The sequence below is a fragment of the Psychrobacter sp. CCUG 69069 genome (genome assembly GCF_021023115.1).
Lineage (GTDB): Bacteria > Pseudomonadota > Gammaproteobacteria > Pseudomonadales > Moraxellaceae > Psychrobacter > Psychrobacter namhaensis.
In genome coordinates this window covers 13281-30609 of sequence record NZ_QQAI01000007.1, presented here as the reverse complement: position 1 = coordinate 30609, position 17329 = coordinate 13281, and the positions used below count along the sequence as shown (strand labels likewise).

General features: G+C 45.7%; 14 protein-coding genes. 8 read left to right on the top strand and 6 right to left on the bottom strand.

Annotated features, from left to right (window positions below):
• Positions 1–58 precede the first annotated feature (58 nt).
• Positions 59–1195 (bottom strand): ABC transporter substrate-binding protein, encoded by a 1137-nt coding sequence (locus tag DVY93_RS06420; RefSeq protein ID WP_230709836.1) that lies wholly within the window; start codon positions 1193–1195, stop codon positions 59–61.
• Positions 1196–1521: 326 nt separating this feature from the next.
• Here DVY93_RS06420 and DVY93_RS06415 point away from each other — a divergent pair, with 326 nt between their 5' ends.
• Together DVY93_RS06415 and DVY93_RS06410 are read left to right on the top strand one after the other, a co-directional pair.
• Positions 1522–2319, top strand: a complete 798-nt coding sequence (locus DVY93_RS06415) for a 3-oxoacyl-ACP reductase (RefSeq protein WP_230709835.1) — start codon at positions 1522–1524, stop codon at positions 2317–2319.
• 90 nt (positions 2320–2409) lie between these two features.
• Positions 2410–2673, top strand: a complete 264-nt coding sequence (locus DVY93_RS06410) for a hypothetical protein (protein ID WP_230709834.1) — start codon at positions 2410–2412, stop codon at positions 2671–2673.
• A 61-nt stretch (positions 2674–2734) separates the two neighbouring features.
• On the opposite strand, the gene DVY93_RS06405 is transcribed toward DVY93_RS06410, so the two are convergent.
• Positions 2735–3565, bottom strand: a complete 831-nt coding sequence (locus DVY93_RS06405) for a Cof-type HAD-IIB family hydrolase (RefSeq protein ID WP_226949561.1) — start codon at positions 3563–3565, stop codon at positions 2735–2737.
• Positions 3566–4084: 519 nt separating this feature from the next.
• Between DVY93_RS06405 and DVY93_RS06400 the strand changes: the two genes are divergently transcribed.
• Complete coding sequence (locus DVY93_RS06400) at positions 4085–4678, top strand: hemerythrin domain-containing protein (RefSeq protein ID WP_230709833.1); 594 nt, start codon at positions 4085–4087, stop codon at positions 4676–4678.
• Between the two features lie 266 nt (positions 4679–4944).
• On the opposite strand, the gene parC is transcribed toward DVY93_RS06400, so the two are convergent.
• Positions 4945–7263 carry a DNA topoisomerase IV subunit A gene (gene parC / locus DVY93_RS06395; protein WP_230709832.1) on the bottom strand — a complete coding sequence of 773 codons (2319 nt, stop codon included), beginning with the start codon at positions 7261–7263 and terminating at the stop codon, positions 4945–4947.
• A 625-nt stretch (positions 7264–7888) separates the two neighbouring features.
• On the opposite strand from parC, the gene DVY93_RS06390 reads away from it, so the two are divergent.
• The 5 genes from DVY93_RS06390 to DVY93_RS06370 all read left to right on the top strand — a co-directional run bounded on the left by DVY93_RS06390 (position 7889) and on the right by DVY93_RS06370 (position 14564).
• The gene (locus tag DVY93_RS06390) at positions 7889–9616 is read left to right on the top strand and encodes an AMP-binding protein (protein ID WP_230709831.1); all 1728 of its coding nucleotides are present in this window, start codon (positions 7889–7891) and stop codon (positions 9614–9616) included.
• A gap of 614 nt (positions 9617–10230) precedes the next feature.
• Positions 10231–11928 (top strand): AMP-binding protein, encoded by a 1698-nt coding sequence (locus DVY93_RS06385; RefSeq protein ID WP_404672246.1) that lies wholly within the window; start codon positions 10231–10233, stop codon positions 11926–11928.
• A gap of 211 nt (positions 11929–12139) precedes the next feature.
• Positions 12140–12856, top strand: a complete 717-nt coding sequence (rph, locus tag DVY93_RS06380) for a ribonuclease PH (protein ID WP_193006723.1) — start codon at positions 12140–12142, stop codon at positions 12854–12856.
• A gap of 119 nt (positions 12857–12975) precedes the next feature.
• Positions 12976–13479, top strand: coding sequence for a hypothetical protein (locus DVY93_RS06375; RefSeq protein ID WP_230709829.1), 504 nt, complete (start codon positions 12976–12978; stop codon positions 13477–13479).
• A gap of 266 nt (positions 13480–13745) precedes the next feature.
• Complete coding sequence (locus DVY93_RS06370; RefSeq protein ID WP_230709827.1) at positions 13746–14564, top strand: hypothetical protein; 819 nt, start codon at positions 13746–13748, stop codon at positions 14562–14564.
• Positions 14565–14710: 146 nt separating this feature from the next.
• Here DVY93_RS06370 and hemJ read toward each other — a convergent pair whose 3' ends face one another.
• The 3 genes from hemJ to DVY93_RS06355 all read right to left on the bottom strand — a co-directional run bounded on the left by hemJ (position 14711) and on the right by DVY93_RS06355 (position 17180).
• Positions 14711–15145, bottom strand: a complete 435-nt coding sequence (hemJ, locus tag DVY93_RS06365) for a protoporphyrinogen oxidase HemJ (protein WP_198333806.1) — start codon at positions 15143–15145, stop codon at positions 14711–14713.
• A 93-nt stretch (positions 15146–15238) separates the two neighbouring features.
• Positions 15239–16399 (bottom strand): biotin synthase BioB, encoded by a 1161-nt coding sequence (gene bioB, locus DVY93_RS06360; RefSeq protein ID WP_230709824.1) that lies wholly within the window; start codon positions 16397–16399, stop codon positions 15239–15241.
• Between the two features lie 274 nt (positions 16400–16673).
• Positions 16674–17180 carry an SCP2 sterol-binding domain-containing protein gene (locus tag DVY93_RS06355; protein ID WP_230709822.1) on the bottom strand — a complete coding sequence of 169 codons (507 nt, stop codon included), beginning with the start codon at positions 17178–17180 and terminating at the stop codon, positions 16674–16676.
• Positions 17181–17329 lie beyond the last annotated feature (149 nt).

Genomic DNA, 17329 nt, shown 5'->3' with positions numbered 1-17329 from the left:
AGCGTTTTTCGTTGTTAGCGGCATAGTTATCGCTAAAAAGTAGTCATTAAAGAAGTCACTAGCGCCCCGTTTTTAGCTTATCCCAATACTGCTGGTACACTTGTAGTGCTTCATCGCCCACATCTTCTTGGAACTCAGCGTTGGCTAGCACGTCTTTACTAGGATAAATAGTGGCATTATTACGCACATCTTCGTCCATCAGCTCACGTGCTGCCATGTTTGGTGAGGCATAACCAATCTCTTCACTGACGATTTTGGCATTTTCAGGACGTAGTAAGTAGTCGATAAATTTGTGCGCCGCATCGACCTGTTTTGCATTTTTTGGAATGACAAAGTTATCCATCCATAGTATCGCGCCCTCAGATGGGTATTTATACACCAAGCTGGTCAAACCTTCATCATTGGCCATGACCGCTTCGCCATTCCACGTCATACCCAGTGCAGTTTCGCCTTCAATATAAGGCATACGTGTCGCATCGGAGTTAAAGGTTTTCACATTTGGCATCAAAGTGGTGAGCTTCTCGTAAGCCGCTTTGATCTCGTCAGGATCGCTACTATTGCCTGAATAGCCAAGTGTCAGTAGTGCCATACCAAACACTTCGCGCACATCATTGGTGAGCATTACCTGACCTTTATACTTAGGATCCCATAGGTCATTCCAGCTGTTGACCGTCGCAGGATCCACAGTATCGCCATTAATGGCCAGTCCTGTGCTGCCCCACATATAAGGGATAGAGTATTTATTTTCTGGGTCAACTTTGGTGTTGGTAAATGACGTATCCAGATTTTTAAAGTTACTCAGTTTCGATTTATCCAATTCTTGTAGCAGCCCTTCTTTGGCCATCTTTTCGACATAATAAGTCGATGGGATCGCAAGGTCATACTGACTAGACTCATCGAGCAGCTTGAGCTTAGCGTACATGGCTTCATTAGAATCAAAAGTGGTGTAATTCACATTAATGCCAGTCTCTTCTTCAAAACCATCCAGAATCTCTTGTGGCATGTATTCTGACCAGTTATATAAATTAAGCGTCACATCGCTCGTGGCGGCACTACCATCAGCCGCAGCGTTGTCAGAGTTGCTACAGCTAGCAAGTGCCAAGCCAACCGTCATTGCCAACAGGGCTTTTGGCATCAGACGACCGACAGAGGCCGCCGTGCGTGCGGGTAGGTGGGACGATGATAAATGGGTCAAAATATCTCTCCTAGATGAGGTGATGCAAATCGATAACCATCAGTAAAGACTGACAGGTAATAAACGTTTGATAAAATGGTCACACTATTATGGTCATTGTGGTCAAAAATTTAAAGGGGCGTGCCTAACAGTCGTTAAGCCGCCTTGATCCGTTGCTCAGCGCTTTGGTTCCAATGATTGAATGACCAATCCCACAGGTACATACGGCCCTATTTATAGCGAGCCTAGGACGCGGCAATGACAGCAGACAATCATGCTATGATAAGTGCAGATTTAGGTGGCGCTATGCTCTTTACTAACCATAACATAATAATGGATGACCCATCATGACTCAGACCAACGCGGTGATACCGGCTTTTTTGCTGAATAAAGTGGTTATTGTCACTGGTGCCAGTCGTGGACTTGGCGCACAAATCGCTCAGAAGATGGCAGGAGCGGGCGCAAGTGTGTGCGTCAATTATCTCAATAGTCAAGAAGCGGCTGACACAGTAGTTGCAGATATCGTCGCGGCAGGTGGGCAGGCATTTGCTTATCAAGCCGATGTGACAGAGCTTGAGCAGATGCAAGGTATGGCAAATGAGGTGACGGCGCGCTATGGTCGTATTGATATACTGGTCAATAATGCGTTGCCAAGCTACCAATTTAATCCTAGTGCGGACTATACCAGTATTGAAACCGTTCAGTGGTCGCATTTTACCCAACAAATAGATGGCATCGTAAAGGGTGCGGTCAATGCCGTGCAGGCAGTCCTGCCCCAGATGAAAGCGCAAAAGACAGGCAAGATCCTCAACATTTCAACCAATCTGGTCTACAACCCTGTGGTCACTTATTATGACTATACGACGGCCAAATCTGCCTTGATTGGCTTGACTCGTAACCTAGCGGCTGAGCTTGGGCAGTATGGTATTCGGGTCAACTTGCTGGCAGGTGGCCTGTTAAAAACGACGGATGCCAGCCGTTTAACGACCGAAGCGGTTTTCGACTACATTGCGACGACCACCCCGCTGCGTCAAGCAACCTCAGTGGATGACTTTGCCAATTCAGTTCTGCTAATGGCCTCTGATCTAAGCGCGGCTATCACGGGACAGTCCATCGCTGTCGATGGTGGTTTGACGATGCCTTAGTATTTACGTCTAAACGCGCTATGAGTTAACGAATCAATGATAACCACCCTCATGCACAAAACACGTCACTGAATATAGAAGAGAGAAAAGATGAACAACCACAAACGTGCTGGATTTATTACCGCGGTGATCGGCATAGTCGCTTTTATGATACTGTTCAACGCAGGCTCACATGCGTCTATCGTCAATTGGCCTGTTGAGACCTATTTAGGGTTGGCGTTTACGATTGGTTGGTTGAGCCACGTACCAGTTTGGTTGGCTCATACACTGGCAGCGTTGGTACTTATCCTTATCATCGTAGGGTTTTATAAAGTTGGTAGCTGGGTTTATGGTCTGCTAGCAAAGCGCCGCTAAAGGTAGGGGCTGAGAGAGTAGTTTATGCGTCCTTATTTGCAAACTCACCCGACCCAAGTTGTCAGGGTGTGACATGAAATTGCTCAAGCACCGCTTGTATCCCGCGCTCTTCAATCGTTCCAGTGACAAAATCTGCTCGTGCTATCAAATCAGGCTGAGCATCCCCCATCGCCACCGCATAGCCGACCAAATCAAACATCTCTAGATCATTCATACCATCGCCAAACGCCATACACTCGTTGACATCTACCGCGTAGTACTCACACACGTCTTTGATGCCTCGTGCTTTGGAGGCATCCACAGGCAATATATCTGCGCCGATATGATGCCAATGCACCAGCTTTAAACCGTAGTGGTCAAAGTTCACGTCTTGCATTTTATCAATTTGATTGTTAAAAAATACAGAACACTGATACACAGGGGTTGATTGATAATAGACCGGATCGACGATAGAGTTTGGCGTTCTAGCATTGTAATCGCGTAAGCGCTCGTTTTCGTCTGACCATGCTATATGAGTGGCGGAGTCAAACTTATGAATCAACGCGCTCTGTTGGCAAAGATGGACAATTTTTTCCGTCTGTTCAGCAGACAAAGGGTAGTGGCTGATGCGTCCGTTTTTATCGAAGCTGTATTGCCCATTCATACAAATAATAGCGTCTAAGACACCCACATCAAGTAGCGCTAAAATATCATCAGGTATGATGGCTTTAGAGCGTCCAGTCGAAATCACCAGCTTGATATCCGTCTTGGCTAGCTGCTCAAGAGTCGCTTTGTTATGCTCGGCGATCATACCGCCCCGGCTCAGGGTATCATCGATGTCAAAAAAGATGATTTTGGGTATGGGCAGTTTGTGTTTCATACCGGCTGTAGCCGCTTTATCAACAATAAACATGATTGTCCTTTATGTTTTAGATCCTATTACCGTCAGTTAAAAATACCAGAATGAGGCAAAAAAAGCGTGCGACTGGTATACCTGTTCTTTGCTTACTGCGACGTTGCAGTCTATTGTATTATTTTTAAATCAAATCGACTACATCAAGGGTTATCAAGGCCTACTCGATAATGGTTAAGCGGCTTTGTCGGTTGTTATTATTCGTTTTATCCTACAGGCTCATCAGCGAAAAATAATGGGTTTTTTGACTAGGTTGTGTAACGTGCTGGTCAGTAAGGTGTTACCGCTGGCTATGAGTAGAATCTTAATACGTAACTAAACACATGGTTGATATTTTGGTTGATATTCTGTTTTTTAACTATATATATCCTACATGTGTAGCCAATTATTTTTAGCTTTTCTAATGAATATATTACGTTATTTTCTATGCTGAGAGTGTGGTTAGAGGCACTTGATTGACCATCACCCAAGCGCCCATCCAAGACATTGAATCAGTAACACAACCTATAAGGACAAACCATGACGGCTTCTACTCAAAAATCAAATCATCAAGACAGAGCGGATGGGGAAGTGTCTGGGCCAACGCCGCGGCACCCTGACAGCCGGCTTGAGGCAGATTGGCTGTTTTTGTATGAGAAGCTGCCGCCTAATCAGTGGTACAGCGCGGATTATGTTTATAAAACATCGGGATGGTTAAATATTCACGCCGATATTCGTAAGCGTCAGCGTATTCTTACCCACATCAGTGACGCCTATCATTCGGGTGACATTGAGTGCTCAGAGTACCGCGCACAACTCTCACCGCGGATTCATCAGTATATTTTTAAGTTGCATCAGCACCATAGCATTGAGGATAAGGGGTACTTCCCACAGTTCATTCGTATGTATCCGCAGTTAAAGTCGGGGTTTGAGGTGTTAGATCGTGACCATGTGCATTTAGATTCGCTACTTAATGAGTTGCAAGGACTAAACAGTCAGCTTGCGACAAGTGAGGCGGAAGATAAGGCGCTAGGTGGACAATTGCATCAGACCTTAGTTGACGTGAGTGTTCTACTCTCGCAACATCTGACCGATGAAGAGGACTTGGTGATCCCTATTTTGGGATTGAATTAGGGGGTGGGGCGAGCCAAATTTGTACTATATATCAGAGAAATAGCCAAGTATCAGAGAAATAGTCAATAGAGCTGTGAACAGGTAACGTGCTAAACAAAGAAGAAAACTTTTGAGGCAAAGAGTGTTTGTAAACGTTGGATAGCACTTAGTTTAATGCAAAAGAACGCGTTATCAGCGCAATGATAAAACCTCCCACGGTAGAGCTAGCTACTATGGGAGGTTTTTGAAAATTACTTTTTGTGTTATCAATTACGGTCGTACTTTCACTACCCAACCTCAACCGAGGTCACATTCTGAAAGCCTCTTGGCAATTGGCCGCCACGATTACCACGGGTGCCCGTATAGTTGGCCAAGTCGTTTGGTTTTAGCGTCACATGGCGTTTGCCTGCGGTAACCACTAAGCTGTCCTGCTGACTCAGTGGCGTGATAGCCAGTACCTCTTCGCCATCTTTTAGCTTAATCAGTTTGTTGCCTTTACCGCGCGCTTGTTCAGGCAAATCATCAAGAGCAAATATCAATAAGTAGCCCGCATTGGTCACGACAGCGATCTGGTCAGGTGCCACGCGTGCGTTGCTGTTTTCACTGTCAGTATTGTCACTATTATTGGCAGTTATATCCACTGGCGCATCGATACGCGCCACGGGCAGTAAGCGGCTGTCAGCGGCTAAATTGATGATTTTTTTCCCCGCTTTTTGATTGCTGTCTAAATTGCCCAGCGTATTGATAAAGCCATAACCTGCTGAGCTGGTGAGGATGATGCGTTGATCATCATTACCGGTTAACAACTGCTCAAAACTGGCGCCTGCTGGCGGCTTTAACACACTGGTCAGCGGATCACCTTGACCACGGGCAGAGGCGAGGTTATGTGCATCAATACTATAACTGCGCCCGGTACTGTCGAGCACGTAGATTTTCTCATTGGATTTACCGCGCACATGTGCTTGGTAAGCATCGCCTGAGCGATAGCTCATGCCAGGTGCATCGACGTCATGCCCTTTGGCCGCACGAATCCAGCCGGCTTTTGATAGGATGGCGGTCACAGGCTCACTCGGTACCAGGTCGGACTCTTTGAGCGCTTGTGCTTCCGCGCGTTCTGCCAATGGCGATACGCGCTCGTTGCCGTGTTCTTTCATGTCGGCCGTCAGCTCATCAATCATCAGATTGTTAAGGCTCTCTGGATTGTCCAAATACTCCTGAATAACGGCACGTTCGGCAGCCAGCTCATCTTGCTCACGTCTCAGCTCAATCTCTTCTAACTTTGCCAGCTGACGCAGACGAATGTCCAAAATCGCATTGGCTTGAATGTCGGTAAGATCATAGTCTTGCATCAACGACAACTTTGGATCGTCATCTTCACGAATAATGCGAATCACTTCATCGATATTGAGATAAGCAATCAGCAAACCTGCAAGAACATGCAAACGCTTATCGATTTTATCAAGACGATACTGCAAACGGCGCGTGACCACAGAGCGGCGACAGATGAGCCATTCTTCTAAGATTTCTTTGAGGTTTTTGACTTGCGGTTTACCGTTTAGGCCAATCATATTCATATTGACGCGGTAATTACTCTCAAGGTCAGTGCTGGCAAACAAATGGCTCATGACACGATCGACATCGACGCGCGCTGATCTCAGCTCAAGCACGATACGGCAGGCGTTTTCGTGGTCTGATTCGTCGTGAATATCGGTAATCCACGGCAGTTTTTTGTCGGTCATGAGCTTGGCAATTTGCTCTTGAATCTTGTTGCCCGAGACTTGGTAGGGCAGCGCATCAATGATGACGAGGTTTTTTTCTTTGCTATCGACATGAAACGTGGCGCGCATCTTATAGCTGCCACGACCGCTTTCATACATGGCCTGCAAGTCTTTTTTACTGGTGATGATCTCGGCAGGCGTTGGTAAATCAGGCGCTGGTATCGACTGAGTTAATTGCTTAACGGACAGCTCAGGGGTTTTGAGCAAACGAATGGCCGCGCGTACCACTTCATTTAAGTTATGCGGCGGAATATCGGTTGCCATACCAACTGCAATGCCCGTGGTCCCATTTAATAATATATTGGGCAGGCGTGCAGGTAGGGTGGTTGGCTCCTGCATGGTGCCATCGAAATTATCTTGCCAATCAACCGTCCCTTGTCCGAGTTCAGCGAGCAAGGTATTGGCATAAGCGGACATTTTGGCTTCGGTATAGCGCATGGCGGCAAAGGATTTTGGGTCGTCAGGACTACCCCAGTTGCCTTGACCGGTGATGAGCGGATAGCGATAGCTAAACGGCTGTGCCATGAGTACCATCGCCTCATAACAAGCACTGTCACCGTGGGGGTGATATTTACCCAGCACATCACCGACCGTGCGCGCCGACTTTTTTGCCTTGGCTGAGGATTTTAGTCCCAGCTCGCTCATGGCATAAACGATACGGCGCTGTACTGGTTTTAGCCCGTCAGCGATATTGGGCAAGGCCCGATCCATGATGACGTACATGGCATAATTGAGATAGGCTTGCTCGGTGAACTCTGCCACTGAGCGGGTATCCATCGGTTCATTAGGGATGATTGGGGCAATTGTAGGATCAATAACATCGGACATAAAATAGGATTCACTTATGAGTTTTAATAGGTGTCAATAATTGGTTCAATCGAGCAAATAGAATAGTGCTATCGTAAAGGATATTGGCAGAATTAAAAAGGTATAAGTCAGAATAGACGACAGCGCGTGACGTGCCTAGAGAGGATTGGTTGGTACTTTTACAACGTCAGTTCAGCAATGGTTCATTGAATGGTCTTTTGTCATTCTGTCTACTGATAATCTGAGTATGTAGTGAGTGGTGAATGCCTTGATCAGCGGCGAGCAAGCGCAGTAATTGTATATCAAGCTAAATGAATGAGTGTTTATAGATAAATGTTCGCAAAAAACCACTGGTTATTTTACCTATAATTATGGTTAAGTTATTGATATTTATTATTTTATTGACCGTCAAGCCAGTTTGCGCACTCAAGTAGCAATCTTTTGTATTGAGTAGTCTGTATAAAGTGTGTATGTTAATTAACAAAGGGCTATTTACCGCTATATTGTTTGCTCGTCATCATACGATTACATCACGATTTGGCTTATCGCTATGGGGAGAGGCCAACCACTGATTCTTCGTATTTTTATCACACTGTGATTTGCATGGGTTGACGATAGCGTACTATTTACTAGGAGAAAAAAGATTATGGAAAATCACGGTAACCTCACTCGTCGCAATGATAAGGTCTGGGTCAAAACTTACGAAAAGCTTGGTATTCAGTACGATATTGAGATGCCGCCTGCTGACACGTCATTGATCGATATACTAGAACAAAACTTCATCAATCATGCAGGCAAGACCGCCTTTGCCTGTATGGATGTTAAGCTCTCGTACGAAGAATTAGATCGTTATAGTAAACAAGTTGCGGCCTATCTACAGTCACTTGGACTCCAAAAGGGCGACAAAGTGGCGGTGATGATGCCCAATATTTTACAGCTGCCTGTTGCTGTATTGGGTGTGTTACGTGCTGGCATGACGTTGGTCAACGTCAATCCTCTTTATACCACCAAGGAGCTTGCGCATCAGTTAGAAGACTCTGATAGCAAAGCCCTGATTCTGCTTGAAAACTTTGCCAAAACTTATGAAGATATCGGTAAAGATTTGGTCGATCATGTGATAGTGACGTCAATGGGCGATCTAATGAGCCCAATCAAAGGCTTCATCGTCAATGCCGTGGTTCGACATGTCAAAAAGATGGTGCCTGATTACCATATCAAAGGCAGCGTTAAATTTAAAAAAGCCCTAAACCGCTTCTCTGCTGAAAACTACAAGCGTCCCAATAACATTGGGCTGGATGATGTGGCTGTTCTTCAATATACGGGTGGTACGACAGGTGTGGCCAAAGGCGCGATGCTCACGCATGGCAACTTAGTGGCAAACTTAATCCAGTGTGACACTTATCTGGGCAATGCTTTTGATAAGTTTGAGAAACAAAATGAGCAACCCGTCATTATGACGGCCTTGCCACTCTATCATATTTTCTCGTTTACCGTCTGCGGTATGTATGGCTTATACCGTGGTTGTATCGGTCTGCTGGTGCCAAACCCGCGTGATTTACCAAGCTTGATTAAAGCCTACAAAGATTATCCACCAGCGTTTTTCCCAGCGGTAAACACGTTATTTACTGCACTTGCTAATAATGAGGAGTTCCAAGGGCTGGATCATAGCAAGCTTGAGATGTCGATGGGCGGCGGTATGGCGGTACTCAAAGACACGGCGACTAAATGGGAAAAAGTCACGGGGAATGTCATCGTTCAGGGGTATGGACTGTCAGAGACTTCGCCAGTTGCGTCAGCGAACCCACACGGTACGGGCGAGTTTTCAGGAAACATTGGCCTGCCAATGCCTGCCACTGATATGGCTATTTTGGACGAAGAAGGCAATGAAGTGGATCTTGGGGAGCGCGGTGAGATTTGTGTCCGTGGCCCGCAGGTAATGAAAGGCTATTGGAAGCGTGATGACGCCACTGCCGAAGTCATGACCTCTGATGGTTATTTCCGTACAGGCGACATTGGCGTGATGGATGAAGACGGTTATTTCAAAATTGTTGATCGTAAAAAAGACATGATATTGGTATCGGGCTTTAACGTATATCCGAACGAAGTAGAAGACGCCATGTCAGACCATCCAAAGATTTTGGAATGTGGTGTCATCGGTGTCGATGATGAAAAGAGTGGCGAAGTACCGAAAATTTACGTCGTCCGTAGTGACGAGAGCTTAACAGCTGAAGAGGTTATCGCTTATGGTAAAGAAAACCTAACTGGCTATAAACGTCCTCGTCATGTTGAATTCATTGATGAGCTGCCAAAATCTAATGTTGGTAAGATACTACGTAAAGATTTGCGAGCGCTTGAAGAAAAAAACCACGGCTGATTCACTAACCCTCATATGTAGATGTTTGATGATGAGTCCTGCTAAGTAGTAGGTACTCATAAAACGTCATGATAACCAATGCCGTAATAACCAAAAATGATAAGGTCGCTGATAGGCTACCTTGTCATTTTTTCGTCTGTACGGTTTTTTTTGACGTGGCGGTACTACCAGTATAGATAGAGAATTTTTAGCAAAACTGCTATAGTGCTCACCGACGTATTTTTTTATTTGTCTATAAAAAGACGGCAATTTTGCTCTATATGTTTGGTAAAACGATGATGATAAAGGCAACGCTTGATTCAGTGCAGCTGAGTCATTTCGAGCTTTATCATGGACTTAATATGGTGCTTTGATTGACAAAGCTTATGAATAACAAACCTTATCGTGTTACCACGTTTCTTATTCACAAGCTTATGCTGTCATTGACCATTCACAAAAAATAATGGTGTTTTCATTAGATTATTCTACGTTCTTAACGGTAACCTTTAGGGAAAATTATGACCGACAGTATCAATAAAGAGACAGCAAACGGTAAAACTGCGACTAGCAATAAAGGCAATGCGACTAACAATGTTCATGAAAGCAACGTTTATCAAGACAATGCCTTTCCTACCATGCCAACGATACCTAGCGATAGACCGTGGCTAAGTGCGTATGAGCGCTATGGCATTGACGCTACTATCGATATGCCGGACGACAATACCTCTTTACTTGATGTGTTTGAGCGTAACTTTAGCCGTTATGGACAAAAAACGGCTTATATCTGTATGGGTGCGACGATTAGCTTTAAGCAACTCGACTTGTATAGCCGCCAGATTGCCAGCTATTTACAGTCATTGGGATTGGTCAAAGGCGATAAAGTTGGCGTGATGATGCCCAATATCTTGCAATACCCCGTGGTGGCTTTGGGCATCATCCGCGCAGGTATGGTATTGGTCAACGTCAACCCTCTATATACCAGCCGAGAGCTGTCGCATCAGCTGCATGATAGTGGGGCTAAAGCCTTGTTTATCGTCGAAAATTTTGCGAAGACCTATCAAGAAGCGGAAGACAAAGGGCAGGTGCAGCATGTTGTCGTTTGTAAGATAGGCGACATGCTAGGGATGGTCAAAGGGACAGTGGTTAACCTAGTCGCTCGCCATATCAAAAAAATGATACCTGCTTATAGCTTGCCAAATAGCGTGAGTTTCAAGCAGGCGTTAAGTGCGGTATCAGCCAGCAAGTACAAGCGCCCTGATATGAATCTAAGCGATGTGGCTTTATTGCAATATACGGGCGGTACGACTGGTGTGGCTAAAGGCGCGATGTTGTCGCATGGCAATCTAGTCGCCAATATGCTACAGATTAGCGCCTTAATGAACAGTGCGTTTGAAGAGGATGTCGATGCCAGCGACGTTATCTTGACAGCGTTACCGCTATATCACGTGTTCTCCTTTATGGTGTGCGGCATGTATGGCATGTATCAAGGTTATGCCGGTTTGCTTATCCCAAACCCACGCGATCTTGACGGTTTGATTAAAGAGATGGGTAAATACAAACCCTCTTTTATCCCTGCCGTGAATACTTTGTTTAATGGTTTGGTACATAAAGAAAGCTTTGCAGACTTAGATTTCTCTAACCTAAAAGCCTCGATTGGCGGTGGTATGTCCGTATTACCAAGCGTGGCTAAAGAGTGGCACAAAATTACGGGACTACCTATTGTAGAAGGGTATGGTCTGTCGGAGACGTCTCCTGTGGCCGCTTTTAACCCCATGACCATTGCAGAGTTTACCAATAAGATTGGTATTCCTGCTTCGAGCACGGATATGATCTTGATCGATGATGACGAAAACGAAGTCGCGCTCGGTGATCGTGGCGAGATATGCGTCAAAGGTCCACAGGTCATGATGGGATATCAAAATCGTCCAGAAGAAACGGCCGACACCTTCACGGCTAATGGTTACCTAAAAACGGGTGACATCGGTATCATGGATGAAAAAGGCTTCATTAAAATTGTTGATCGTAAAAAAGACATGATTTTGGTGTCAGGTTTCAATGTCTATCCCAATGAGATCGAAGAAGCCATGAGCGAGCATCCAGCAATCACGGAATGCGGCGCCATTGGTGTGCCAAATGATGACCGCGGTGAAGAGCCAAAACTGTTTGTGGTCAAAAAAGGCGAAGTGACAGAGCAAGAGTTGCTCGATTTTGGCAAAAAGCAATTGACGGGTTACAAGCGTCCACGCCATATCCAGTTTGTGGACGAATTACCAAAATCAAACGTTGGTAAAATCTTGCGTAAAGAGTTGCGTAAGATGGAAGGGTTAGAGTAGTTTTTACGGCGATTGTTGTTGATCAAGACAGCTTTTGGCCTAAGTGCAGTGGCGTCATAGCTTAAGCGAATCTTGCTATTGCGCCGCTGTCACGTTAGGATATCTCAATATTTAAGTCTGGTGTTTTGCCAAACACACATTGCTCAGCCGAGTAGCAATAGACCTCTTATTTTTATGACACTGCTTTTAAAACATCGTACTAGGAATTTTTATGCGTATTGACAATCGTGAGCTTGACCAACTTCGCTCGATCAGCTTTGAGCGCCATTATACTAAGCATGCCGAGGGGTCAGTATTAGTGAGCTTTGGCGATACCAAAGTACTGTGTACGGCTAGTGTCGAATCTGGTGTACCGCGCTGGCTAAAAGGCAAAGGTAAAGGCTGGATCACTGCTGAATATGGCATGCTGCCACGTGCGACCAACACCCGAAATCAGCGTGAAGCGGCACGCGGTAAGCAGTCAGGTCGTACGCAAGAAATTCAGCGCTTAATTGGCCGTAGCTTACGCGCTATGATTGACTTGAGTAAGCTGGGTGAAAACACCATTTATCTTGATTGTGATGTGCTACAAGCTGATGGGGGTACTCGTACCGCTAGTGTGACTGGAGCGGCGATTGCGCTGATTGATGCATTAGAAAGCATTCAGAAAACCAAAAAACTAAAAGCCGATCCATTGATTGGTTTGGTTGCGGCCGTTTCTGTCGGTATGAAAGATGGAGAAGCGTATCTGGATCTGAACTACGAAGAAGATGCCAGCTGTGATACCGATTTGAACGTCGTTATGACACAAAAAGGTGAGTTCATTGAGCTGCAAGGTACAGCAGAAGAAAAGCCATTTACCCGTGCGCAAGCAGACGACATGCTGGCGATGGCCGAAAAAGGTATTGCAGAATTGATTAAAATGCAGCAAACCGCGCTTGGCTGGTAACTTAGTTTTTATCTTCAACCCACTGTCTTGATGATTGGTTTCAATAACTGCCTGTTAGCGCTTGATAGGCAGTTTTTTAATAGACAATTACCCGAACATCCTGCAATAGGTAGTAATGCATGCTTAAGCTGACTGATGATGGCGCCAAAATCACCTTAGAGGGTCAGCCGCAAACGGCGGACAACGGCATGTTTTGGTTTGGGTTTGCGTTACTCGTAGGGGCAGTTGCGGTGGCTTTGGCCATGAGCTTATTGTCTGAGCGTTTGGCGATTGGTGCGCTCGCGCTTCTGATCATTGGTAGTTTTGTTTTCAACAAGCAGCGCCAAAAGCACAAAAAAGCCATGAGCGGTATGATTAGTAGTGGTACGTTGTGGGTGCGTGCAGGTGAGCTGGTGCATGACGATCAAGGTAAGCGTGAGCACATTCATATAGCTGATGAGGACAAAGTCGTGCTCATCGGTGATGAATTACAGATCGTCGATCGTCATGATGTCCGCAAATACTCTATTAGTGGCTTTGAGAGTCTCCAAGAAGCAACCGCTACTAAAGCCATCCTAGAAGGACAAGCGCTGACAAAACGCCATGTAAACATCAAAATGAGCAATGATGAGAGCCGCTCTTAGCGGTTGGCTTGTTCATTGATGTCCTTTTATAAACGCTTATTTTATCTCATGATAATGTAACGCTGTCTGTTTGATTTTATTTTTATCCCGCCTAAATTTCTGCTTTGCTTTAACCATTGGTCGGTGTTTTTATACCTATTATCGGCTGTTTGAGGTGAATAGGGCTTGCAGATCCGTGTCTAAATGGTTTATAAGTAGGATTGAAAAACCCCCATTGCTACGTTTGTTTTTGTTGTCATTTGTCTCTTATTGACAAGGAGTTAGTCATGTCGCGTTTGCCCATGCTGCGTATTACAGCGTCGTGCAGTTTATTGTTACTCACCTGTGGCATAGTAGGACAGGCCCATGCAGATAGCATGAGTGCACTCATTGCCCAAAAGTCCGCTCAGCAAAATATCAGTGCTCGCTATACACCGTCTTATTCAGCGGTGCCCTCTGTTAGGGTTAGTACGCACTCTACCATTCAACGTGCTCGCTCACCTCAAAACTCTGTAGACATTCAGCAAAGAGACAGCGGCAGTTATTCTCATAGTAACCATTATTCTAGTATGAATAACGATGGTAATCAGGCCACGTCAAACACTGCTTATCGTTATCCTGTGGTACAGCGGCAAACGCCTTCGGTACTACCAGCGTTTTTATCGGGGAGTTATGACAACGTCGATAGCGAGTACTTACCGCTGCTAAGTAATGCTGAGACGCAAAGTAGCATGGCTGCACGCGAGGTCGTCAGTACGGCCCGTAAAATGGCGCTCAATGAGCGTACCATTATTCGAGGCGGCTGCTGGGATTATCTGAATGCCGTGTTCAATCGGGCAGGGGTAAGCCGTGATACCGTTCATAAAGGCACTTACGGACAAGGCCCTTATGCCAGTAGCGGCGAGATTGAAGTCGGTGATTGGCTTTACTATATCAACCATGGCTACAATGGTGTGGAGCATAGTGGACTGTTCGTGGGCTGGGTCGATGAGCGTGCTAAGCAAGCACTCATACTCAGCTACGCTGGTGAAAACCGCCGCGAACCAGCGCGTTATCGTGTTTATGATCTGAGCAATGTCTATCAGATCATGCGTCCTAGTGTTTAGAGCTGTATTGCTACTATTGATTTACTCGTCAATTCGCTCGTCAATTCGCTCGTCAACTCGCGTAGTCTACTAGGGACAGTGAATGCATAAAAAAAGCGTCTACCACGTGTATGAGTGATGGACGCTTTTTTGTGTGTACAGTAGAGTTAAAACGGTTTTACCACGACCAAAATTACAATAATGACTAAGGCAAAGACTGGCACTTCATTAAACCAACGCCAAAATTTATGGGTTTTATAATGCGGGTTATCCATCAGCTTTTTACGATAAAAGCCGCAGGCACCGTGATAGCCAGACAGCAGTATCACTAATAGCAGCTTAACGTGCAACCAGCCCTGAGTTTTATAAACCTCCCAGCCAATAATCAGCATCCACAGACCAAAGACCCATGTCGCTATCATCGATGGTGTCATAATACCGCGATACAACTTGCGCTCCATAATGATAAAGCGCTCATGACTGACGCTATCGTCGCTCATCGCATGATAAACAAACAGACGCGGCAAATAAAATATCGCGGCAAACCAGCAGACCATCGAGATAATGTGCGCCGCTTTAATCCAGTTAAAATAGTCTGGCATGACAGTCCTCTTCTATATGCCCAAGTAGATTGGGGCGGTAAATCGTGCTGGCAAGCTTAGCGCAGATGATCCAATAATGGTAGCGTTAAAAAACTACTCTGCCAACACAACTTGTGATTGATGACCACTCATCGCATCCATGACAGGCACTTGCTTCGGTGGTCTGGGAGCCGCAAATTGTGCGGTTAAGCCAAGCTCACGCATCAGTCTGTTATCGCTTGACTGGCTGGCATTGCCTGTGGTCAGTAGTTTATCGCCATAAAAGAACGAGTTGGCACCAGCCATAAAGGCCAAAGCCTGCTCAGAATCAGACAAGCTTTCGCGTCCAGCAGACAGACGTACATAACTGGTTGGGCAGCAGATCCGCGTCACAGCGATGGTACGTATCCACTCAAGCACCGATAGCTGACCCTCTTCAATCACTCGATCGCCAATCGGCGTACCTGCAATAGGCACCAACAAATTCACCGGAATAGACTCTGGCGCTTTTGGCATTTTGAGCAGCTCATGCACCCAGTCAATGCGGTCGTCACGGCTCTCACCCATGCCCACGATATTGCCACTACAGACATTGATGCCTGAGTTGCGCACGTTGGTGAGCGTGTCTAGACGCTCATCGTAGCTGCGGGTGCTGACCACTTGCTCATAGTAGCTGCGTGATGTGTCTAGGTTGTGGTTGTAGTAATCCAATCCTGCATCGGCCAATTGGGTGGCTTGCGCGGTATCGAGCATACCAAGGGTCATACAGGTCTCAAGTCCTAATGCTTTGACTTCTTTGATCAGCTCAACCACATAAGGCATGTCTTTGGCGCTGGGATGCTTCCAAGCCGCGCCCATACAAAAGCGCGATGAACCAGTGGCTTTGGCACGTTTGGCCGCGGCAATCACTTTGTCAACTTCTAAGCGCTTTTCTGCTTGCAGCTTAGTCGTGTCGCGGTGATGACCCGACTGGGAGCAGTAGCCACAGTCTTCAGGACAGTTGCCTGTCTTGATGGACAGTAAGGTGCTGATTTGTACTTCATTGGCAGCAAAGTGCTGACGATGAACCGTTTGCGCTTGTAGCAATAAGTCCATCAAAGGTAAGTCAAATAACGCAGCGATGTCTTCACGGTTATACTGTTTGGTGGCTTGCAGGCTTTTAGTAGCGTCTGTTGCAAGGCGGGCCAACAAGTCATTATTGATGCTATCTTGATTATCAATTGGGTCAGTGGGGCGACTGGCATTCGGTTCTGCAATGCTAAGTAATCCTGCCATGGTATAAATCCTTTTATAATAATAGTTAATCGTGTCAATTTAATCTAAATACTTGGAGCGACGGTCGTTTTTGCGACAATAAAAAAGGTTGCGGTATAGTATAACGCAACCTTTTTAGAAAGTCAGAACCCTGCTAGAGAGTATTTAGCATCAACACAATAAAGCCCATAAACCGTAACCACTTGCGACGCCATGATCTCATCATTGGTAAGTTATAGGAATGATAAGTCAGGTAAATACTAGGTTATAGCAACACTAAGTTATGACAGTAGAGTTACTTGCCCAACTTGTGTTTCGCCACTCCGATCCAGTGGTTGGCAAACTGCTGAGCTTTATAAGCATAAGGTTTGGCTTTTTGGATGTACGGTTTGTACTCTTCTGGAATGGTCGGCACGATGTGCTTCGCAAGCTTGTTAAACCACATCATAAGACTGTAGTCACCTTCAATGCTCAAATTGCCCTCTTGTACCGCAGTCATAAAGGCTGGCAGATCGCCTTTGGTCAAAAGCTTGACGCCAGTCATAGAGTCTTTAAAGTTGATCGTAAGGTCGGCTTTTTCTGCATGACCGCTGTGTTGGCTAAATTGGCCATTATCAAAGCGATAATAACGCGCGACATCAGACTCGTCGCTGGCAAGCTCGATGGTGACCTTGCGATCAGCAAAAAGCGCTTTAACGTCTTCGTCATTGCTGTCGGCAAGCATAGACAAACGGTAGCCGATCACAGCCAATAACACATCTAATGGGTCGGACTTGATATCTAACACAGGCACAGTAAACATAAGGAAACTCCTAAAGAATGAGACGCAAAATAATGCGTACTTTATAACAATTTTTGGCACAAATATATAAGTAGATTATAAACGATGAGTCAGGCTCAATTCTTTAGGAGTTACGTAGAGTGCGTTAAGTATCTTGTAACATTCGTGGG

Bases quoted from the DNA above. Each gene is read 5' to 3' on its own strand.
- bioB (WP_230709824.1), bottom strand. From the start codon at position 16,399: ATGGCAGGATTACTTAGCATTGCAGAACCGAATGCCAGTCGCCCCACT.
- DVY93_RS06385 (WP_404672246.1), top strand. From the start codon at position 10,231: ATGCCAACGATACCTAGCGATAGACCGTGGCTAAGTGCGTATGAGCGC.
- DVY93_RS06415 (WP_230709835.1), top strand. From the start codon at position 1,522: ATGACTCAGACCAACGCGGTGATACCGGCTTTTTTGCTGAATAAAGTG.
- parC (WP_230709832.1), bottom strand. From the start codon at position 7,263: ATGTCCGATGTTATTGATCCTACAATTGCCCCAATCATCCCTAATGAA.
- DVY93_RS06390 (WP_230709831.1), top strand. From the start codon at position 7,889: ATGGAAAATCACGGTAACCTCACTCGTCGCAATGATAAGGTCTGGGTC.
- DVY93_RS06405 (WP_226949561.1), bottom strand. From the start codon at position 3,565: ATGTTTATTGTTGATAAAGCGGCTACAGCCGGTATGAAACACAAACTG.
- DVY93_RS06355 (WP_230709822.1), bottom strand. From the start codon at position 17,180: ATGTTTACTGTGCCTGTGTTAGATATCAAGTCCGACCCATTAGATGTG.
- DVY93_RS06375 (WP_230709829.1), top strand. From the start codon at position 12,976: ATGCTTAAGCTGACTGATGATGGCGCCAAAATCACCTTAGAGGGTCAG.
- DVY93_RS06400 (WP_230709833.1), top strand. From the start codon at position 4,085: ATGACGGCTTCTACTCAAAAATCAAATCATCAAGACAGAGCGGATGGG.
- DVY93_RS06370 (WP_230709827.1), top strand. From the start codon at position 13,746: ATGTCGCGTTTGCCCATGCTGCGTATTACAGCGTCGTGCAGTTTATTG.
- rph (WP_193006723.1), top strand. From the start codon at position 12,140: ATGCGTATTGACAATCGTGAGCTTGACCAACTTCGCTCGATCAGCTTT.
- hemJ (WP_198333806.1), bottom strand. From the start codon at position 15,145: ATGCCAGACTATTTTAACTGGATTAAAGCGGCGCACATTATCTCGATG.
- DVY93_RS06410 (WP_230709834.1), top strand. From the start codon at position 2,410: ATGAACAACCACAAACGTGCTGGATTTATTACCGCGGTGATCGGCATA.